This is a genomic window from Bifidobacterium psychraerophilum (assembly GCF_000741705.1).
In the GTDB taxonomy this organism is placed as follows: Bacteria; Actinomycetota; Actinomycetes; order Actinomycetales; family Bifidobacteriaceae; genus Bombiscardovia; species Bombiscardovia psychraerophila.
Window position 1 is genome coordinate 42,819 of record NZ_JGZI01000002.1, and the last position, 18,808, is coordinate 61,626.

Here is an 18,808-nt window from a genome sequence, read left to right on the forward strand (position 1 = left end):
CACAGCACACAGCCCTCAGTACTCAGTAGTCAGTACTCAGCCACAGGGATGAGTGATAATCAGCCTCCAGAAGGATTCAAACGACCGGATCGCTACCATATTCTGGGCGTCATGGATTATTCTCACATTGCGTTCTGGATCGGCCTCGTCATCACCGGATTGGGCTTCCTGCTGCTCTGGGCAGGTGGCATCTGCTTCCGCTGGCGGGCCTATCGGAATCTTCCGGCCTGGGACGGAGCGACCAGGCCCTTGCTGCGCTGGGGACTGGCCGTGTCGGTCATCGGACTCGCCATCTTCGTGCCTGTCCTCTACCACCTGTATTGGGTCGCATCCTAGAAAGCGACCCTGAGCCCGCCACCTCCATCCCGAGCGTGTCCGTCCAACAACGCCGAAGCCCTGACGCATTCGGGGCATCAGGCACGATGTTGACGTATGGTGGCTGCTCTGCAGGGGACGCTCTCGTAAACGCGCCCGCTTCTACGCACATATTGCCGCGACATACCCGGAGCCGTTGCATCGTCGTCAATACGCGGGAGCAATCCTCCTTCAGATTGCTGTAAGGACAGGATGCCGGGTCCTCAGACGATCCGAAGGAGTCTGCGCGCCCTTCCGGGCGCTGATGCTGATGTTTGAAGACAGCGGCCAGCACATGGTCGCCGCTGTACGGCACCAGGACTTCAGTCCCCGGATTGCTGTGCCGGTACGACGGCTTCGTCCATGCAGGCTAGAGTTTTTTCTCAAACCCCTCCATCGGAGCCATATGATTCCTGTACTCACTCTGCCGAGTGGCACTCTGTTCCGTTGCAGAGCCCCGCTGCCCCTCATCATCGGAGAAGTGCATCACCGTTCTGAATGACGTCGCCAGATACTGCTGTGTGACCGGAGGTATGGCCAACTCGGTCATATCCGCACGGTTCAGCGTGGTGCGGATGCTGGCGTAATCACCCGATTGGACTTTCTGCACCCACTGCGGCTCGCGCAGAAGCTCCCTGCCGATGGCAACCAAATCGGCTCCACCCTTCAGCGCGGCCTCCGCATCCTCGGGGAGCTCTATGGAACCGACACCGATCAGCGGGGCATGCCCGGCGGTCACCCTGGCGAACTGCGCCAGCAGCGGCTCCTCATCGCTTGCATCATTCAATGAGGTCCGTTGGTAACTTCCCATCGACAGATGGATGTAATCGACACTGTCACGGATCTTCTCGGCGAAATAGAGCGAATCATCCAGACGGATGCCGGGTGTCTCGATCTCCTCCGGGGACAGGCGATAGCCCAGGATAAAGGATGAGTCGGCACGGCGATCGATCACGGCACGTACGCGCTCGATCACCGAGAGCGCGAAACGCATCCTCTCGTCTCGTCCGCCTCCCCACTGGTCGGTCCTCCTGTTCGAATGAGGCGAGAAGAACTGCTGAAGCAGGTAGGTGTTCGCCCCGTGCAATTCAACGCCATCGAATCCGGCTTCTATCGCACGGCGGGTGGCATCGGCGAAGTCTTCGATGGTCTCCTCTATCTCCCTCTCGCTCATCGCTTCCGGAATCTCGGCATCGGAAGGATACTCGGCGGCCACGGCGCTCGCACTCTGCGTCCGTTCACCCCTGAGGATGCCGCTATTCGATTTACGACCGGCATGGAAGATCTGCAGAACCGCCCGTGCACCGTTGGATGTGATGGCGTTGGCGAGTCTCGTCAATCCGGGAATCATCAGATCGTCACCCGCCGAAAGCTCGCCTTCGAATCCCTTCCCTCTTCCGCTCACATTCGCCACCGCGGTGATGACCATTCCAGGCCCGCCGCTGCGCGCGGCGTAGTATTCAATCTCGTCCTTGGTGACCATGCCGTTATAGAAACTGGCCATGGTGGTCATCGGGCTCATCACCACCCGGTTGCGTAGCCGCAATCCTGATTTGAAGGTGTACCCTTGCAACACATCGTTCGTCATCGCGATCCTTCCACATGTATGTTGGCAGCCGCCCTATCGCAGGCGGTCGCGATTCAGTATCATGGTCGATTAGCGAAGATTTGGATAGTACCTACTTTTTGGTGCGTAAGCACCCATCGCAACAGTTTTGCTCTATGGAGGGGATTATGGCGGAACAATATCGTTTGGGCATAGAGGCGACGCTTGAAGCCATCGGCGGAAAATGGAAACCGCTGATCCTGTGTCATCTGGGCAACGGCCCCCAACGCCCAGGCGAACTATGCCGGAAGATATCCGGAATCACGCAGAAGATGCTCACCCAGCAGCTCAGGGAATTGGAGCGGGACGGAATCGTGGAACGAACCGTATTCCCCGTGGTTCCTCCCAAAGTCGAGTATTCGATCACCGCGACAGGTAAGAGCCTGCGCACGGTGCTTCTCACCATGTCCGAATGGGGCGAGGCCCAGATCGCACAGAGGCAGCGCAACGGCGAGGACGTCAAGCTACTCTCCCCCGACCACAGCGGATACCTGCGATACTGACTACTGATTGTCCACGACTCTTAGAGCCATAACACAAAAGTCCCGCAACCTTCGCAGGAGACGGGACAGCTTTGTTTGGGGTACCTATGGGGTACCCCAAACAGTGAAGCCCTCGCGCCGTGTGGCTGCGAGGGCTTCTGCCTGTTGTGTTTCGTATTGGCTGGGGTACCTGGACTCGAACCAAGAACAACTGAACCAGAATCAGCCGTGTTGCCAATTACACCATACCCCAATGGCCGGCGTAACAATCGCAGAACGACTGCCGCGTCCGTCGTACCCCCAACCGGATTTGAACCGGTGTTACCGCCGTGAGAGGGCGATGTCCTAGGCCGCTAGACGATGGGGGCCTTTTAATTATCCGCAGCGTTGCTTCCGAGGAAAAAACGCAGCGGATACAGAATATACATGCTTATAGATTGTTTTGCAAGCCGCGCAGTCTTGCGAGTGTCACCGCTTTGCCGATTATCTCCATGGATTCGAATAATGGCGGGGAGACACGCCGTCCCGAAACGGCGACACGAATCGGCCCGAAAGCCAGTCTCGGCTTGTATCCACCATCCTCGACGAGAACCTTGCTCAGCAGCTCATGAAGCGAATCCCCATGCCACTCGTCCTCGGGCACCTCATCCAGAGCGGCGATGGCCTTCTCCAGAACCTCAGCCGCCGTGGCCTTGAGCTGCTTGCGCGCATCGGGCTCAGGCTCGATGTATTCGGCCGTGCTGAGCAGGCTGCCCGCCATACCGGATACTTCACCCAGCAGCCTCACACGGGGCTGTATCAGGGGCGCTGCGGCCTCGAGGATGGTGCGCTCACGATCGGTCAGATCATCCCACGTCGGGGCGGAAACCGTTCCATCGCGATGGAGATACGCAATCGAGCGTCGGAGGAAGTCAGCGGGATCGAGCAGACGGATATGCTCGGCGTTGATGGCGATGGCTTTGTCGATGTCAAAATGAGCCGGATTCGCCTTCACATCGCGAATATCGAAATGCTCGGCGAGCTCCTGCATGCTGAAGACGTCACGGTCAGGACCGATCGACCATCCCAGCAGCGCCAGATAGTTCAGGAGGCCTTCCGGAATGAAACCGTTCTCCCTGTGCAGGAACAGATTCGACTCAGGGTCTCGTTTGGAGAGTTTCTTCTTGCCCTCTCCCATGACGTAGGGCATATGGCCGAACAGAGGCATCTCCTTGGCCACACCAAGCTCGATCAGGGCTCTGTACAGCACGATCTGCCTGGGGGTGGAGCTCAGCAGGTCCTCGCCGCGCAGCACCACATTGATGCGCATCAGCGCGTCATCCACCGGGTTGGTGAGGGTGTAGAGCGGATCCCCGTTCGGTCTCACGATCACGTAGTCAGGCACCGAACCGGCCTTGAAGACGATCTCTCCTCGGATCAGATCGTCGAAGGCCACATCATCCTCGGGCATGCGGATGCGCAGCGCGGGCTTCCTGCCTTCGTCACGGAAGGCCTGCTTCTGCTCCTCGCTCAGCGTCCGGTCATAGCCGTCATAGCCGAAAGCCTTGGGCCTGCCGGCGGCCAGGTTACGTGCCTCGATCTCCTCGGATGTGGAGTATGACTCATAGGCATAGCCCGCCTCCAGCAGCTTCGCGGCAACGTCCTTGTAGATCTGGGTGCGTTCGGACTGGCGGTACGGTCCGTCGGGACCGCCTACCTCGATGCCCTCGTCCCAGTCGAGACCAAGCCAACGCAGCGCTTCGATGATCTGCTCATAGCTTTCCTGGGAATCGCGTGCGGCATCGGTATCCTCGATGCGGAACACGAATGTCCCCTTGGTGTGGCGGGCCTCGGCCCAGTTGAACAATGCGGTGCGGACCATCCCCACATGTGGCGTGCCGGTAGGTGACGGGCAGAAACGCACGCGCACCTTGGCGGGGAGGTCGACTTTGCCTGAATGATCTGATGTATTGTCCGCGGCAGTCGCGGCTGAATCTTGTTGAGGAGTCTCTTGGGTCATACCCCTATTGTGCCGCGGCAACGGGACGGCTGCGCCATCGCGACGCCGCAGGGGCACAAAACAGAAACCGTGCGAGGCGGCATGCGATCGGCGCCGAATATCGACGCCTTGCATGCCGCCTCGCACGGTTCCGGCGGTACACGCCAGATTAGGCCTTCTGCTCCTCGTCACGGTCCTTGCCGTAGAGCTCCGGTATGAAGCGTTCCTGATCGTGCAATTTCGCCCAGATGACCGGATGCCCGGCAGCTAAGGACTTCGGCACATCGATGACGCGCTGGTTCGATGATCCCCTGAACTGCAGCAGGCTGTTCTTCTCGGATTCGAGGAAACGGCCGTCAACGAGCACATCGACGTTGGCCAGCAGCTCAGCCTTATCGGGGGTCTCCCCCTCCCGCATCAATTCCTCCCAGGTGTAGCCCGTCCAGCACCAGATGTCCTTGCTGTGGCCGAAACGTTCCCGGATCTTGTTGATCAGTGGGTTGAGCATCGGGGTGTTGAGCAGCGGCTCTCCCCCGAGCAGAGTCAGACCCTGAACATATGGCAGGGCCATATCGTCAAGTATTCTGTCTTCCAATTCCTGCGTGTATGGGTGCCCGGCACGGAAATTCCAAATCGAAGCATTCCAGCAGCCCTTGCAATGGAAGGGGCAGCCGCTCACGTAAATCGAGCAGCGAATGCCTTCGCCGTCGGTGACCACGAAACGCTTGTAGTCGGCGACGATCCCCCTGCTGAGTTTTCTGCCGTCCCACTGTCCCGCTTTGGGATTGTTGGTCAGACCGGACGGCACACCCGGGCCGCGACCAGGCTCCCCATGAGCGAAATCACGCCGTCCGGGGGCGGTCGCAATGAATGCGCCACTCATCGCACATCACCCCCGATCCTTGATCTATTCGGCGTCATCCCACCATTCCTTGGTGCTGCCGTCTTTGAGTACCACGTGTCCGGTTTCCCCGGCCATGTGCTTGACGCGATGAGCGATCTCCTCATGCCTTCCATGGACCATGGGACGTTGCACGGGATTGCCGAGATAACCGCAGGTGCGCTTGGTCACGTTGCACTTCGCGGGGTCGCTGTTACCGCACTCCGGGCATTTGAATCCTTCTTCGGTGGGCTCGAAGTCACCTTCGAAACCGCATTCGAAGCAGTGATCGATCGGGGTGTTCGTACCCAGGTATCCGATGCCGATGCCGTATGCGAAGTCCCAAACCGCCTCAAGCGCCTTCGGGTTCTGCTGCAGGGTCGGGAACTCGCAGTAGTTGATGAAGCCGCCGCTGGCGAGGTACGGGAAGTCACGCTCATAGGTGAGCTTCTCCATGGGCGTCGGGCGCAGCCACACCGGGTAGTGGAAGCTGTTGGTGTAGAAGTCGTGATCCGTGACGCCCTCCACCGAACCGAACTTCTCCTTATCCATGCGTGCGAAGCGATCGGTGAGGCTTTCGGCAGGCGTGGAGTACACGGAGTAGTGGTAACGCTCGGTTTTGGCCCACTGCGAGCAGAGTTGGTTCATCCTGCGCACGATGCTGAGCGCGAATTCCTTGCCCTCCTCATCCCAGGAATGATCCTTCATCCAATCCTTGCCGAAGAAGACCGCGGTGGCCTCATACAGGCCGATGTAACCCAGGGAGATGGTCGAACGCTCGTCGCGGAACAGGGAGTCCACCTTCTCGCTTGGATCGAGACGTCCGAAGGCACCGTACTGGAACAGGGTCGGTGCGTTGATCGGAGTGGCCTGCTTGCAGCGCATAATCCTGAACTGCATCGCGTGATGCGCCACATCCATGCGCTGGTCGAAGATCTTCCAGAAACGATCGGTGTCCCCTCGGGATTCCAGAGCGATACGTGGGATGTTGACGGTGACCACGCCAAGGTTCATGCGGCCGTCTTCAACGTCCTTGCCGGTTTCGGGGTCGATCCATCCTTGCAGGAAGCTTCGGCAGCCCATCGGGGCTTTGAAGGATCCGGTGATCTTGACGATGTTCTCGTAGAAGACCACGTCGGGATACATGCGCTTGGTCGCGCATTCGAGCGCGAGCTCCTTGATGTCGTAGTTCGGGTCGCCCTGGTCGGCGTTGATCCCGTGCTTGATGGTGAAGACCAGCTTCGGGAAGATGGCCGTGTGGCGTTCCTTGCCGAGGCCGCGGATGCGGATCAACAGGATGGCACGCTGGATCTCCCTGGAGAACCACGAGGTTCCCAAGCCGAATCCCACCGTGACGAAAGGCGTCTGCCCGTTGCTCACACGATTCGAGTTGATCTGGTATTCCATGGTCTGCATCGCGTCGTAGATGTTCTTGCGCGTAAGGATCTTGGCGTACTCCTGACGGACCTGCTCAAGCTCGGGTGCATTCTCGTCGAATGGGGTGTCCGCGGGAAGCGGCTCGCGATTCTCGAAATGCAGCCAGCCCGGCTCCTTGCCCTTGAGGTTCTCCACGCTCTGACGTGCGACTTCGATCGGCGCATTGTCGGGAATGACGGCCTCCGCCATATCGAGGTTCTTGCGATAATCCAGCATGGCATAGGGTTCGAGCATCTCGTCACAGCGGTTGACGGTCTGGCCGCCGTACTGACATCCTGCGATGTCCTTGATGATCTGGGTGATCTGAGTGGAGGCGGTGCCGATGGACTTCGGCGAATCCATCATGGCGTTGCCCAGGGCAAAACCATGCTGCAGCATGTCCCCGAAGTCGGGAAGCGAGCAGTTCGTCATCGGGGTGAACGGTGAGTAATCGGCGTCATGGAAGTGGATGTCGCCCTTCAGATGGGCATTCGCCACTTCCTTGGGCATCATCTTCAGCGCGGAGGCCTTGCTGACGGCTCCTGCCAGAAGATCGCGCTGGGTGGCGTAGACGTTGCTGTCCTTGTTCGCGTTCTCGCGAACCAGGGATTCGTCCTTGCTGGTCAGGCGCTTGACCGCCTCGTTGACGTCGGTGGCCTTCGCGCGGTCGATGTCGCGGCTCAGACGGTACGTGGTGTAGGAACGCGCGATCTCGTAGTGATGGGCGTTGATCAGGGCATGCTCGACGAGATTCTGGATGTCCTCGATTTTGACGGGCTTCGTGTAACGGTCACGCACCTCACCCTCAACCTGCTCGGCGATGGCATGGATGGTCTGGCTCTCCTGTGGGCCGACCGCCTCTCCGGCATCCTGATAAGCGGATTCAACGGCATTGATGATGTTGACGGCGTCGAAATCAACGACTCGTCCGTCCCTCTTCTCAACAAGGATCCCGCCGGTCCTCCGACCGGATGCGGTTCCCTCTTCAGCGACATTCGCGGTGCTATCTAGCAGCTGGCTTTCCATAGATCCTCTTCCACTTCACAATGACGGAATTACATATTTGTCATTTATTTGGCATACGTAACGATACCACCGAAGACACCATATGTAGGGTCAAGCAGATAAACAATTCCTATATATAGGGTATTTTACAGGAATTACCACTGTCGCGCATAATCCGAAGTCGGCGAATCCGCACCACACGGCCTTTCCTCGACATCTCGAAAACAGACACGCCGGACGACACGCCACACCTCCGTATTCCGACTTCGAGGAATCACGGATTCCGAGCCGCGCATGCTCCTTGGCGGCACCGGGACAAGGCCCTCAGGCCGGTCTGCGCCGCGTCCAGGGAGCCGTGGAATTTCTGAGCCGAATAGCAAGAATAGCGCATAGGGAGATAACGACCACCGCGATGATGAGCACCAGTTGATAGTGGGTATACCTGATGATCACCGCCCCGATGATCGCGCCGGCGAACATGCTCACGATGGAGGCCGATCTGCGTCCCAATTGAGCACGTCCCGATCCGGTGGAGCTCCAATCCGATGCGATGCCTGTCATGGTCAGCGTCAGCACCGTCGTCGTCATATCCGGGACGCGCAAAGCGCGAACGGTCGAGTTCTGCAATCCGAAGGCCACCGCCAACAACACGGTGAGCACTTCCGTCGCATAAGGCCGATCGAGAGGCATCATCAGTGCGACGATCAGGGCGAGGCACACCACAGCGTCCTGCAGCAACAGGGACGAGAGCAGATGGCGTCCACGATGCCTGCCGAAGGCCTTGATGAGCAGACCACCTGACGCCGCCGCCAACAGAAAGGGGATAAGGGCCAGCACATAGGACTTCCAGAAGAAACCCGGAGCACCACCGAGAGCGAAGCCGAGGAACATCAGGCTCCCCGTGATATTCGCGACGAAGACCCGACCCAGGAGCAGATAGCTGAAAGCATCAACGAGCCCGGTGACAAAGGTGAGCATGGCCAACAGCAAGGGCAGGGGGCCGTCCTTCTTGTCGGCAGTCAGCACTGCCCGATACATGCTACCGACCTTATTCATCACGCCCACTCCCCTGACACAGGTATATCGACCCTCCAACCATACGTGAACCCGTTCACGAACAATCCCCTGACCGTCCGATGGACCTGCGCAGCGCCAGGCGGGGTCGTCACGAGAGGACTGGAGGCCGCCATCCGGCAGTTTCCGCGCATGGGTGGAGCATATCGACGAGCTTCCCATAACGTCGCCGCCACGCATATAATGGTCAGGTTCGCGCGGTTGGTGGCAGCAGCCGTGCCCTAGGTCTATCAGCAACCGCAGTCCTCCCGACCACTCGGGTATTGCGGCGGTCTGGTGCGTCGCGCGAGCTCATCACCTTCTCGTTGCCGACCGCCGGGCCGGGCATGCGCTCGCGCGCAGAAGGTAAGGTGAAACGCAGTTGGGAAGATTCACAAGAGGGAAACTGTCCGGTAGGGTCATCGCCGCGCTATGCGGCCTGTCGCTTGTCGCGACGTCTGCGGCATGCGGTGCTTCGAACGATGCCGACTCCGATACGACACCGTCCATCTCATTCATGCTTGACTGGACGCCGAATACCAATCACGTGGGCGTGTACGCAGCCCAGGCACTCGGATACTACAAGGATGCGGGAATCAACGTCAACGTGCTGCCGACGGCCCAGGCGGGAGCGGAGACCTCCGTGGAGAACGGCGTCGCCGACGTGGGATTCACCACATTGAGCAATGTGGCGGCATTCAACGCTCAAGGCGCCTCGCTCCGCTATGTCTTCGATCTGACGCAGAAACCGGTGGCCCGCTGGTGTGCGCTCGCCTCCCGCAGCGACATACGGACTCCGAAGGATTTCGATGGCAAGACCTTCGTCAGCTTCGGCTCCGCCGAACAGACGGCGGTCATCAGGCAGATGATTAAATCCGCGGGCGGCAAAGGCGATTTCCAGACCGCCACCGCAGGTACCAACACCTTCCAGACACTCAGCAGCGGCAAAGGCGACTTCGGTGGTTTCTACGTCACTTGGGAGAATGTCGAAAGCAAACTGAACGGCCCGGCCTTGAACTGCTTCGTCGCATCGGACTGGGGGGTCCCCGGCAATCCCGACCAGTTGGGCTTCGCCGTGAACTCCTCCTGGCTCAAGGATGCGAAGAACAAAAAGACACTGCAAACATTCATCACGGCCACCATCAAGGGCTATGACTACGCGCTTTCCCACCCGGATGAGGCTGCCACGCTTCTGGTCAAGCAGACCAAGGAGGCCAATCTGGACCCCAAGCTGGCCAAATCCTCGATGGAGGAAATCGTCAAAGGCGGCTACTGGACCGGCGAAGCGAATAAGACCTCGCTCACCGGCAAACTCAATATGGCCCAGGGCCAGTCGTATCTGGACTTCCAATACCAGGCCGGAACATACAAGGACTCCGACAACAAGAACGCGCAAACCGCCCCCCAGGCCTCTTCATTGGCGACCAATGCGTACGTGGAGCACTGATGGCAGCAGACCACCCAGTGATTGCTGAAGGAAGGGGAGCTTCTTCCCGGTCGCGGCGTGCAGCGATTCTCCATGCATCGCCTGCGATCCTTCTGATCCTCGTGCTGTTGGCACTGTGGGAGGCCTTCGCGCGCTTCGGCGGCATATCGCCACGCACGTTGCCCGCGCCCAGTGCGATCGCCAGCGCCACAATCGAGAACTGGCCCGAATTGATGCAGGCGAGCGCAGTCACCGCCTATGAAGGACTCGTCGGTTTTCTGATTGCTGTCGTCATCGGCATATTGGCAGGCGTATGCATGTACCGCTGGAAGACGCTCCGCAACAGCACCTATCCTCTGCTTGCGGCCGCACAGACCATCCCTTTGATCACGATCGCCCCGCTGTTCGTCATCTGGTTCGGCTTCGAACCACGGGGCAAAATAGTGATCACAGCGGTGTTCGCCGTGTTCCCGATTGCGATACAGACGCTCAGGGGCATGCGGTCCGTTCCACGCTTCTATGCGGATGTGGCGCTCACCTGCGGTGCCACCAGATTCTGGACGCTGTGGCATGTCACCCTGCGCGTGGCGGCCAGGCAGATATTCACCGGACTCAGGGTAAGCGCCGCATATGTCTTCGCCACGGCGGCCACCGCCGAATACCTGGGTGCGAGAAACGGCCTGGGCATCTGGCTCCAGGCGGCGTTCAACTCATTCCGCACCCCGCTTATCTTTTCGGCGACTCTGGTCATCGTCGTGCTCACCGCTCTGCTGCTGGCTGCGATATCGCTGTGCGAGCGGCTGATGATCGGCCCCGGCGAGGAGAACGAGTGACCGCATGGTCCGGTGCGTGGCGGTGACGGCCGGGACGCCGAGTTCGGGAAGCGGCCAAAGTGTGTTATCAATGAGGAGAAGAAGGATGTTTCCGAAGACAGGAGAGAGCAATGACTGACCCCAACACAACCGGGGATCCGCAGCAGGAGCCCACATCCGGACAACCGGCTCCGGAGTTCGGGCAACGTCTGCCACAGTATGAGCAGAACGGCCAGAATGGCCAGACGCCGCAATACGGCCAGACCCCGCAGTACGGTCAGCAGGCACAGGCCGGTGGGACTCCACAACCAGGCCAGACACCTGGCTACGATCAGACACCCCAGTACAATCAGAACCCCCAATATGGGCAGCAACAGGCATACCCATTCTCCCCAATACCTCAGATGGCCCCGCAGTACGATGCGAACGGCAACCAGTTCGGTCAGGAACCCCCTCTTGACAAGCCCTGGTACGGCATCGGCTTCGGCCCGGCGATCCAGCGCTTCTTCAAGAAGTATGCCGTGTTCTCGGGAAGGGCTTCGCGCGGCGAGTTCTGGTGGTTCATACTCTTCAACTTCCTGGTGGCGATCGCACTCTCCTTCCTCTCCTTGTTCTCAGCGAATCTGCACACATGGGTGAGCTACGGATGGGATCTGGCGATTCTCGTTCCGATGCTCGCACTCGGCGTGCGCCGTCTGCATGACGCCAACCTCAATGGTTGGCTTATCGTGATTCCCAGCGTATTGACGTACGGCGGCAACATCTGCATACAGCTTTTCGCGATGGATGACATCCAACGCTTCGCCGCCTATGTGCAGGCCAACAGCACGCCCGACGGTTATCCGGGAGACATCAGCACAACACTCGGCATCACCGCCATATTCGGCGTGCTGATGCTGGTCGGCTCCATTCTCTGGCTGGTGTTCATGTGCCTGCCCAGCAAGGCGGCCGGTGCACGCTTCGACAAGGCTCCACAGCAGAACTTCCAGGATCAGGGTCACGCATCAGGCGATCAGACGATGCCCAACAATCCCGGTGGCGATTACCAGCAGCCGAATTTCCGACAGGCCGGCTGATCAACCGACAACCATCGCATATGGATATGCATCTGCCCCGTACCGGGAAAGGTACGGGGCAGATGCATATCATCGTCGCATTCTAAGGCAGACGGTGCATACGGGCTCCGTTCAAAGCTCCACATGCTCCTTGCCCTCATCGTGGTTCACATGCGCGAATTTCGCGGCGAGGGCCTCCTTGTTTTTACGCTCATCCTCGGCTTTGGCCTGCTTCTTCGCCTGATCGGGATCCCACAGCACATCCTCCAGATGCCGTTTCCATTCATGCTCCGCCAAGGGAGACAGGAACTCGGCCAGATCGTTGAGTTTGGCCGAACCGTCGACCCGTGCGCTGAGCATCCCGGTGAATTCGTGGTCGCTGAGGAACAACCTCGGTATGGCGAGGCGCTCGTGCAGCTCATTGATGAACAGCAAGGCGGGCAGGGCACGCTGCGGCTGGTGGGGATCGTCGGCGCCTATCGCATCCAGCATCACGTTGATCGCGACAATCGACAGGGCGAAGCGCTGGGCTATGCCCTCCGGATCCAGGGTGGCCTGCAGGGCCTGATCGGATGCGCCCAGCGAAGAGCCGATGTTCTCAAGGGCCTGGGCGACCTCATTCACGGTGTCCTGATCCCAGTCGACGCCCAGAATCCCGGAAGCCGCCATCACCAGTTTCGCGTCGCCGCTCTCGGAATATCCGGAAATCATGTCGTATGCCTCATTGGCACGCATCAGGGCCTCGACGATCGTCTGCGGCCTCCCTGGAATCTCACTGGCACCTTCATACACGAATTCCGCGTCGGGAATGGTGACGTCCTCGCTGGTGAGCAGCCTGGCTATGGTCTGCGTCACGCGCACCTGGAGGTTCTCGGCATACTTCGCGTCATTATCCATCTGCGAGGCTTCGGTCAGGGGCCAGAGTTCGACCAGTTCGGATCCGGCGGCCGCGGCGTCGCGCAGTTGCGGCAGCATCGCCACCCGGCCGATGTCGTTCGTCTTGATAACCGTGGTCATAAGTACCCCTTTTCCTCGCTCCGGCATGCACCCCATGCTGTGCGTCACCACATCGTCGTATTCCGCATTGCATGACCTTGCTCCATCATAAGCGCCGAAAGCACCGCATCATGCCGTGGCGGGCGGGCACATCCATGCCCAGGACCGCGCCTCCGGTCACCAAGACCTTCGATCCGCCCGGGTGGGCCATGGGATCGGCATGCCGGACTAGATCACGCTGGCTGCAGGATCCGCATACTCTATGGCGATCGGTAGTTTTGTGGCGTCATCGAAGGTGATCGTCGTCACCGAGGCCAGCCCCGTATGCCGCATCATCATATTGTGCTCCGCACGTCCCTTTTCAAGCAGATGCCGGAAGGTCCAGATCGGAGACTCATGGCTGACGACGATGATGTGCTCCCCCGGATACTCATCCACCTTTTCATAGACGAAGTCACCCACCCGTTGCGCTATCTGCTGGTAGGTCTCGCCCCAGCTCGGTTTCCAAAGATTACGCAGCAGATGGATATTGCCTTTACGCCACACGGCTCCGTCCCCGTGGCCGATGCGCTTGCCTCTGAACTCATTCCCCGCCTCGATGATGCGATCATCAAACACCACGTTCAGGGGCTTCGCGTCCCTCTCCGCACGCTTCTCGTTCAAGGCCTCAAGAATCGCCTGCGATGTCTCACGTGTGCGGTCCAAAGGAGATGAGAACACCGCTACTGCTTTGTTCAACGAGGGCTGCTGCGCGATGTACCGCGCCGTCGCCCTGGCCATGCGCTGGCCTCGGTCCGAGAGATGGAATCCCGGAAGGCGCTCATATAATACGTGCTCTGGATTGAATACTTCCCCATGCCGGACCAAACTCACCTTCGTTGTCGTCATGTGACCAGTCCTCCATATATTCGATTCTCGTTCAGCGGGAAATTCGTCCTCATGAACACTGTATACATCAAGGCTAACCAATACCCGGGGCGCTCTTCCCGCAGATATCGCAGCACGAATATTCTCGTAACGATGCACAGCGTGTCGTGCACAGCGGACATATAGAGTATGCCGTGCATACAACACAATCTGCATATAACACAATCGCAGTGCTGCACTTACCTCGGCACCTTGGAACAGGGCATATTCGTATGTGCGAAACCACCACACCAACACCACAGGGCACAGTACATCTGCGTCTTGTCGAGGCGCGTCGCAGCAACACACATCAGGAACGGCAAAGAAAGGCTTTTGAACGTCATGGCTAATCAGGTGGGTCTCGCACTCAGAGACATAGGCAACCGCGTTTTCGGAGGATACGCGGAACTGTTGCGCATGCCGCACACGGCCCGATTCGCCGTGGGTTCGGTGATTGCCTCGATGCCCTTCCCGATGATTGGCATGACGATCACGATCTCGGTGCAGCACTACTACGGCAGCTACGCACTGGCGGGCGCCTTGACCGCCGTGCAGGCCGTGGCGCTGGCGCTGGTGGGTCCGCTGCTGGGAAAGCTCGTCGACAAATTCGGGCAACGGCAGGTTTCCATTCCTACGGTCATCGTCTGGATCATCGCCTCGACCGCTCTGATCAGCTGCATCACCGCGAGATCACCTGAGTGGGTACTGTATTGCATCACACCCTTCCTGGCTGCCATCCCACCGTGGGGTGCGATGAGCCGTGGCCGGTGGACGCATCTGCTCAAGGGTGATCGTGTGCGCACCGATCGAGCCCTGTCCCTTTCAGGCGTGTTCGACGAATGCATGTGGGTGATCGGCAATCCGCTCGCCTCCATTCTCGCGGTGATCTCCGGAATCCTCGCCTTCTCCTTCACCGGCGTCTGCGTGATCGTCGGTGCGATCATGATACTCACCGAGTTGAGCACCGAGCCTCCTTCACAGACCCAGTTGGCCAGGCAGGCGGGAATGACCCGTAAGGAATACCGGGCAAAGGAGGCCGCCAAGGCCGCCGAGCTCCAAGGTGAGGTCGGCAAGCAGTCGATCTGGGGACCGGGACTGATCGCGGTCTGTGTCACTTGGTTCGGTCTTGGCGCGTTCCAGAGCGCAGCCTCCATCTCGATCGTCGCCTTCGCGCGCGAACAGAGCATGGAGCAGTACACCGGCTTCGTCTTCGCCTGCTTCTCCCTCAGCTCGTTGATCGGCGCGATCATGTATGGCGCAAAGAACTGGGTCATCCCGCTGTGGAAACGGTTTTACTTCTGCCTGCTGGTGGTGAATCTCGGCATCGGCACCTTCATGTTCGCCAGGCACCTGTGGGTGATCATGATTATCTATCTGATCATCGGCGTCTGCCAGGCCCCCACATGGATCAACGGCAACCAGCTGATCCTGCACTTGGTGCCACCCACCCGCTTCACCGAGGGTGTGGCCTGGATGGGCGCGATGAACGCCGTCGGCGCCTCCGTGGGGTCGGCCATCGCCGGGCAGTTCATCGATCGATTCGGCTCGCACGGAGGCTTCGCCGTGGTCACCGCACTGGCCTTGGCCTCGCTGCTCATAGCCTTCATCGGCTTGCGTCAGATCCGCAGCAGCACCGAAAAACCGACGCTGACACAGGTCCAGATCTGAGGGTGCGGATAGTCGGATGACGGCCGGATCAGGCGTCCGTCACTCGACCGCGAGTGTTCCTTGCGGCATCATCGTTGCGGCATCATCGCCGCGATATTCTGCTGGCCAGCTCAGGCAGGATGCCAAGTGGGGCGGATTTGCGCATAAGCCAGGCAATCGGCATCATTCCGATGATCATATGGTTGAATGGACAATTGTGAAAAAACTCATCGCTCAGATAGCCAAGTTCGGCGTGGTCGGGGTCATTGCCTTTCTCCTCGATTTCGGCATACTGAACATCCTGGTCCGCTATGCCCATATGAACAACGTGACCGCAGGCACGATCTCATTCCTCGTATCCCTGGCCGTCAACTATCTGCTCAGCATGAAGATGGTGTTCAAACACCGTGACGACATGGCGCGATGGATGGAGATAACGATCTTCTTCATATCAGCCGCCGTGGGGCTTCTGATCAATGACGTCGTCATCTGGACAGGCACGGCTTCACTGCCCGCCGATGCCATAGACAGCATGCACGGCACCTATGTCCTGTACACCAATATCGCGAAAATCGTGGCCACCGTCATTGTCTCGATCTGGAATTTCATCATCCGCAAGTGGCTGCTCGACGCCCCCACTCCCGGGAAACCGGTCAACACGCGCTCATTCGCGCATCGCCTTGGTCACTGGTCACTGAGCCACAACCCGTTCGACCGCGTTTAGATCCATAGCCATCGTTTCAGCATGATTCCACGGGCCGTGCAGCTCGGCAAGCGGCGATAGTATCGGAGGTAGGCATTATCGCCAGGTATGCATCCGCATACGACGCCAGCCGAGAAGGAGAATCATGCCAGTCATTCATACCCATGTGAGCACATCGACCACACAGGAGCAGCGCGAACACCTGAAAACCGCCTACGGCAAGGCAATCACCGCGGTCCCCGGCAAATCCGAAGGCTGGCTGATGTGCCCCTTCGAGGACAATATGCCGATCTATTTCGGCGGCGACGATAGCAAGCCCGCAGCCTACGTCGAGGTCAACGTCTTCGGCAGCAGCGTTCCCGGATCCGCCTGGGAGCAGCTCACCAAATCCATCATGAAGGCCCTCAGCTCGGAGCTGGGCATACCTGAGGACAGAACCTACATCCGTTACACCGCCACAGGAGATTGGGGTTGGAACGGAGGCAACTTCTGATCACCGACACCCATTCCGGGCAGGCCTGCGCCGCAGCCGCGCCCGGAATGGCGAACTGACGTGGCATAGCAAAGGGGTGCGGGATACTCGATGAATCGAGTCCCGCACCCCTCGGCGCGTAACACACGACTGGACTACTCGGCGATCACCTTGACGGTGAAGTTCGCGGAAATCTCCGGATGCAGAGCAACCGTTGCGGAGAAGTCGCCAGTGGTCTTGATGGCATCCACGTGGATGGACTTTGCCTGAACGGTGGCCTGCGGCTTGAGCGCTGCGGCGATGACCTCGTTGGAGATGCTGCCGAAGAGCTTGCCCGACTCGGATACCTTTGCAGGGATCTCGACGACGGTGCCTTCAATGGCGTTCTTCGCTGCGACGGCGTCCTCGCGGGTGGCGAGTGCCTGTGCACGGCGTGCACGCTGCATGGTCTCGATCTGGCCTGCGGCGCCCTTGCTCCACGCGAAGGCAAGCCCCTGCGGGATGAGGTAATTGCGAGCAAAGCCCGACTTTACCTCGATCACGTCACCGGAGTGACCCAGATCGGCGACGCTGGTGGTGAGAATAACCTTGGTTTCCTTTGCCATGATTAGCGCTCCCCTCAGCGGCCGGTCGTCGCGTATGGCAGCAGGGCCATTTCGCGGGCGTTCTTGATGGCGGTAGCGATCTTGCGCTGTTCCTGCACGGTCACGCCGGTGATACGACGTGAACGGATCTTGCCACGATCGGAGATGAACTTGCGGAGCAAGGCAACATCCTTGTAATCGATTGTGGTGATCTTGGCAGCCGTCAGTGGATTCGGCTTTTTCTTAAACGGCTTGACCGGTGGTTGCGGCCTTTTGCGTGACATCTGTTTGCACTCCTTGAATACTGTGTGAAATCTATCGTTGTCAGGAACTCAGCGGACTGAGCACCTGGGGAAACTAGAACTCCGGCTCGTCACCCGAGCCCCCGAAGTCATCGGAGGAACCGAATGATCCGAACGATCCGCCCTTGCTGCCTTGATCGGCGCTCCAAGGATCGGCAGGTGCCGTGTTCTGGCGTGGTGCGGATGTCTGAGCGGCTGAAGCGCCACCCTGATACCCACCGCCGGACTGGTAGCCTGCGCCACCCTGATACCCACCGTTACCGCCATTTCCAGCGTTGTTACCAGCGAAGCCGCCACGTCCTCCGTCCGAATTCCCTGAATTCGAATTGCGGGTGACCTGTGCGGTGTTCCTGGACAGAGCAGGACCGATTTCATCGACCCTCAGCTCCACGACCGTGCGGTTATTGCCTTCGCGATCCTGATACGAGCGCTGGACCAGACGACCTTGCGCAATGACGCGCATGCCCTTGGCCAGGCTCGCCTGGATGTTGGAAGCCATCGGATTGTAGTTGGAGTCCCATGCCGAACAACGCATGAACAGGGCATCGCCGTCCTCCCACTGCTGCGAGTTGCGGTTGAACTGCCTCACAGTGGATGCGATGGTGAAGTTTGCGACCGTACCGCCGTTTGACGTGGTACGTACCTCTGGATCCGCAGTGAGATTACCCACTACGGTGATGACCGTTTCTCCTGCCATGTTCCTGCCCTTCTTAGACGCGTTGTGCTAGCAAAACCAGAACGTTGGGTTCCAGTTTACTTGGCATCCTTACGGAGGATCTTGGTACGGAGGACCGACTCATTGAGGTTGAGCACGCGGTCGAGCTCATCGCTCGTTGCCGGCTCTGCGGTGTAATTGACCACCGTGTAGTTGCCCTCTTTTTTGCCTTCGATTTCGTAAGCAAGCTTGCGGCGACCCCAGAAATCGGTTTTCTCGACTGAGCCACCTTCCTTGGTGACGATCTCAAGATACTGCTCGGTCAGCTTTTTCAAGCCTCGTTCGTCGAGTTCTGGATCGGCAATGAACATCAATTCATATTTATGCGCAGACATCACCCACCTCCTTCGGACTTATCGGCCGTGGACTTTCCACGACAGGAGGGTGTAGCGCGTGCGTACGACGCGGATCCATGG

General features: G+C 59.2%; 19 protein-coding genes and 2 tRNA genes. 8 read left to right on the forward strand and 13 right to left on the reverse strand.

Features of this window, described 5'->3' with window-relative positions; all coding sequences use genetic code 11:
* The first annotated feature begins 48 nt into the window (after window positions 1-48).
* Window positions 49-336, forward strand: coding sequence for a hypothetical protein (locus BPSY_RS00580; RefSeq protein ID WP_051921335.1), 288 nt, complete (start codon window positions 49-51; stop codon window positions 334-336).
* Between the two features lie 388 nt (window positions 337-724).
* On the opposite strand, the gene BPSY_RS00585 is transcribed toward BPSY_RS00580, so the two are convergent.
* Complete coding sequence (locus BPSY_RS00585) at window positions 725-1,942, reverse strand: NADH-dependent flavin oxidoreductase (protein WP_033496060.1); 1,218 nt, start codon at window positions 1,940-1,942, stop codon at window positions 725-727.
* 146 nt (window positions 1,943-2,088) lie between these two features.
* Here BPSY_RS00585 and BPSY_RS00590 point away from each other — a divergent pair, with 146 nt between their 5' ends.
* Window positions 2,089-2,463, forward strand: coding sequence for a winged helix-turn-helix transcriptional regulator (locus BPSY_RS00590; protein WP_033496058.1), 375 nt, complete (start codon window positions 2,089-2,091; stop codon window positions 2,461-2,463).
* Between the two features lie 157 nt (window positions 2,464-2,620).
* Here the strand turns inward: BPSY_RS00590 and BPSY_RS00595 are convergent.
* From BPSY_RS00595 to BPSY_RS00620, 6 genes are all read right to left on the reverse strand, one after another.
* Window positions 2,621-2,695, reverse strand: a tRNA-Gln gene (locus BPSY_RS00595).
* Window positions 2,696-2,737: 42 nt separating this feature from the next.
* Window positions 2,738-2,810, reverse strand: a tRNA-Glu gene (locus BPSY_RS00600).
* A gap of 62 nt (window positions 2,811-2,872) precedes the next feature.
* Complete coding sequence (gltX, locus tag BPSY_RS00605) at window positions 2,873-4,441, reverse strand: glutamate--tRNA ligase (RefSeq protein WP_051921337.1); 1,569 nt, start codon at window positions 4,439-4,441, stop codon at window positions 2,873-2,875.
* A gap of 148 nt (window positions 4,442-4,589) precedes the next feature.
* Window positions 4,590-5,303: an anaerobic ribonucleoside-triphosphate reductase activating protein gene (nrdG, locus tag BPSY_RS00610; RefSeq protein WP_081884032.1), complete on the reverse strand. Its 714-nt coding sequence runs from the start codon at window positions 5,301-5,303 to the stop codon at window positions 4,590-4,592.
* A gap of 24 nt (window positions 5,304-5,327) precedes the next feature.
* Window positions 5,328-7,742, reverse strand: a complete 2,415-nt coding sequence (gene nrdD, locus BPSY_RS00615) for an anaerobic ribonucleoside-triphosphate reductase (protein ID WP_033496056.1) — start codon at window positions 7,740-7,742, stop codon at window positions 5,328-5,330.
* Between the two features lie 303 nt (window positions 7,743-8,045).
* A complete protein-coding gene (locus BPSY_RS00620) occupies window positions 8,046-8,777 on the reverse strand; it encodes a YoaK family protein (protein ID WP_202961747.1) in 732 nt (243 codons plus the stop codon).
* 403 nt (window positions 8,778-9,180) lie between these two features.
* Here BPSY_RS00620 and BPSY_RS00625 point away from each other — a divergent pair, with 403 nt between their 5' ends.
* The 3 genes from BPSY_RS00625 to BPSY_RS10830 all read left to right on the forward strand — a co-directional run bounded on the left by BPSY_RS00625 (window position 9,181) and on the right by BPSY_RS10830 (window position 12,088).
* On the forward strand, window positions 9,181-10,221 hold the full coding sequence (locus BPSY_RS00625; protein ID WP_051921381.1) for an ABC transporter substrate-binding protein: 1,041 nt from the start codon (window positions 9,181-9,183) through the stop codon (window positions 10,219-10,221).
* A gap of 20 nt (window positions 10,222-10,241) precedes the next feature.
* On the forward strand, window positions 10,242-11,033 hold the full coding sequence (locus tag BPSY_RS00630) for an ABC transporter permease (protein ID WP_420796618.1): 792 nt from the start codon (window positions 10,242-10,244) through the stop codon (window positions 11,031-11,033).
* 110 nt (window positions 11,034-11,143) lie between these two features.
* Window positions 11,144-12,088: a DUF805 domain-containing protein gene (locus BPSY_RS10830; RefSeq protein WP_051921342.1), complete on the forward strand. Its 945-nt coding sequence runs from the start codon at window positions 11,144-11,146 to the stop codon at window positions 12,086-12,088.
* 111 nt (window positions 12,089-12,199) lie between these two features.
* Here BPSY_RS10830 and BPSY_RS00645 read toward each other — a convergent pair whose 3' ends face one another.
* Window positions 12,200-13,084: a hypothetical protein gene (locus BPSY_RS00645; protein WP_033496048.1), complete on the reverse strand. Its 885-nt coding sequence runs from the start codon at window positions 13,082-13,084 to the stop codon at window positions 12,200-12,202.
* 207 nt (window positions 13,085-13,291) lie between these two features.
* The gene (locus tag BPSY_RS00650; RefSeq protein ID WP_033496046.1) at window positions 13,292-13,951 is read right to left on the reverse strand and encodes a histidine phosphatase family protein; all 660 of its coding nucleotides are present in this window, start codon (window positions 13,949-13,951) and stop codon (window positions 13,292-13,294) included.
* Window positions 13,952-14,311: 360 nt separating this feature from the next.
* Here BPSY_RS00650 and BPSY_RS00660 point away from each other — a divergent pair, with 360 nt between their 5' ends.
* The 3 genes from BPSY_RS00660 (at window position 14,312) to BPSY_RS00670 (ending at window position 16,812) form a co-directional block, all read left to right on the forward strand.
* A complete protein-coding gene (locus tag BPSY_RS00660) occupies window positions 14,312-15,637 on the forward strand; it encodes an MFS transporter (RefSeq protein WP_033496042.1) in 1,326 nt (441 codons plus the stop codon).
* 178 nt (window positions 15,638-15,815) lie between these two features.
* Window positions 15,816-16,340 (forward strand): GtrA family protein, encoded by a 525-nt coding sequence (locus BPSY_RS00665; RefSeq protein ID WP_051921383.1) that lies wholly within the window; start codon window positions 15,816-15,818, stop codon window positions 16,338-16,340.
* Window positions 16,341-16,464: 124 nt separating this feature from the next.
* Window positions 16,465-16,812 carry a phenylpyruvate tautomerase MIF-related protein gene (locus tag BPSY_RS00670; RefSeq protein ID WP_033496040.1) on the forward strand — a complete coding sequence of 116 codons (348 nt, stop codon included), beginning with the start codon at window positions 16,465-16,467 and terminating at the stop codon, window positions 16,810-16,812.
* Between the two features lie 134 nt (window positions 16,813-16,946).
* On the opposite strand, the gene rplI is transcribed toward BPSY_RS00670, so the two are convergent.
* From rplI to rpsF, 4 genes are all read right to left on the reverse strand, one after another.
* The gene (gene rplI / locus BPSY_RS00675) at window positions 16,947-17,396 is read right to left on the reverse strand and encodes a 50S ribosomal protein L9 (RefSeq protein ID WP_033496038.1); all 450 of its coding nucleotides are present in this window, start codon (window positions 17,394-17,396) and stop codon (window positions 16,947-16,949) included.
* A gap of 14 nt (window positions 17,397-17,410) precedes the next feature.
* Window positions 17,411-17,659 carry a 30S ribosomal protein S18 gene (gene rpsR / locus BPSY_RS00680; RefSeq protein ID WP_033496036.1) on the reverse strand — a complete coding sequence of 83 codons (249 nt, stop codon included), beginning with the start codon at window positions 17,657-17,659 and terminating at the stop codon, window positions 17,411-17,413.
* A gap of 73 nt (window positions 17,660-17,732) precedes the next feature.
* The gene (locus tag BPSY_RS00685; protein WP_033496034.1) at window positions 17,733-18,374 is read right to left on the reverse strand and encodes a single-stranded DNA-binding protein; all 642 of its coding nucleotides are present in this window, start codon (window positions 18,372-18,374) and stop codon (window positions 17,733-17,735) included.
* A 56-nt stretch (window positions 18,375-18,430) separates the two neighbouring features.
* The gene (gene rpsF / locus BPSY_RS00690; protein ID WP_033496032.1) at window positions 18,431-18,727 is read right to left on the reverse strand and encodes a 30S ribosomal protein S6; all 297 of its coding nucleotides are present in this window, start codon (window positions 18,725-18,727) and stop codon (window positions 18,431-18,433) included.
* Window positions 18,728-18,808 lie beyond the last annotated feature (81 nt).

Excerpts from the sequence above, each read along its gene's own strand:
- BPSY_RS00580 (WP_051921335.1), top strand. The coding sequence starts at position 49 with ATGAGTGATAATCAGCCTCCAGAAGGATTCAAACGACCGGATCGCTAC.
- BPSY_RS00585 (WP_033496060.1), bottom strand. The coding sequence starts at position 1,942 with ATGACGAACGATGTGTTGCAAGGGTACACCTTCAAATCAGGATTGCGG.
- BPSY_RS00590 (WP_033496058.1), top strand. The coding sequence starts at position 2,089 with ATGGCGGAACAATATCGTTTGGGCATAGAGGCGACGCTTGAAGCCATC.
- gltX (WP_051921337.1), bottom strand. The coding sequence starts at position 4,441 with ATGACCCAAGAGACTCCTCAACAAGATTCAGCCGCGACTGCCGCGGAC.
- nrdG (WP_081884032.1), bottom strand. The coding sequence starts at position 5,303 with ATGAGTGGCGCATTCATTGCGACCGCCCCCGGACGGCGTGATTTCGCT.
- nrdD (WP_033496056.1), bottom strand. The coding sequence starts at position 7,742 with ATGGAAAGCCAGCTGCTAGATAGCACCGCGAATGTCGCTGAAGAGGGA.
- BPSY_RS00620 (WP_202961747.1), bottom strand. The coding sequence starts at position 8,777 with ATGAATAAGGTCGGTAGCATGTATCGGGCAGTGCTGACTGCCGACAAG.
- BPSY_RS10830 (WP_051921342.1), top strand. The coding sequence starts at position 11,144 with ATGACTGACCCCAACACAACCGGGGATCCGCAGCAGGAGCCCACATCC.
- BPSY_RS00645 (WP_033496048.1), bottom strand. The coding sequence starts at position 13,084 with ATGACCACGGTTATCAAGACGAACGACATCGGCCGGGTGGCGATGCTG.
- BPSY_RS00650 (WP_033496046.1), bottom strand. The coding sequence starts at position 13,951 with ATGACGACAACGAAGGTGAGTTTGGTCCGGCATGGGGAAGTATTCAAT.
- BPSY_RS00660 (WP_033496042.1), top strand. The coding sequence starts at position 14,312 with ATGGCTAATCAGGTGGGTCTCGCACTCAGAGACATAGGCAACCGCGTT.
- BPSY_RS00665 (WP_051921383.1), top strand. The coding sequence starts at position 15,816 with ATGGTTGAATGGACAATTGTGAAAAAACTCATCGCTCAGATAGCCAAG.
- BPSY_RS00670 (WP_033496040.1), top strand. The coding sequence starts at position 16,465 with ATGCCAGTCATTCATACCCATGTGAGCACATCGACCACACAGGAGCAG.
- rplI (WP_033496038.1), bottom strand. The coding sequence starts at position 17,396 with ATGGCAAAGGAAACCAAGGTTATTCTCACCACCAGCGTCGCCGATCTG.
- rpsR (WP_033496036.1), bottom strand. The coding sequence starts at position 17,659 with ATGTCACGCAAAAGGCCGCAACCACCGGTCAAGCCGTTTAAGAAAAAG.
- BPSY_RS00685 (WP_033496034.1), bottom strand. The coding sequence starts at position 18,374 with ATGGCAGGAGAAACGGTCATCACCGTAGTGGGTAATCTCACTGCGGAT.
- rpsF (WP_033496032.1), bottom strand. The coding sequence starts at position 18,727 with ATGTCTGCGCATAAATATGAATTGATGTTCATTGCCGATCCAGAACTC.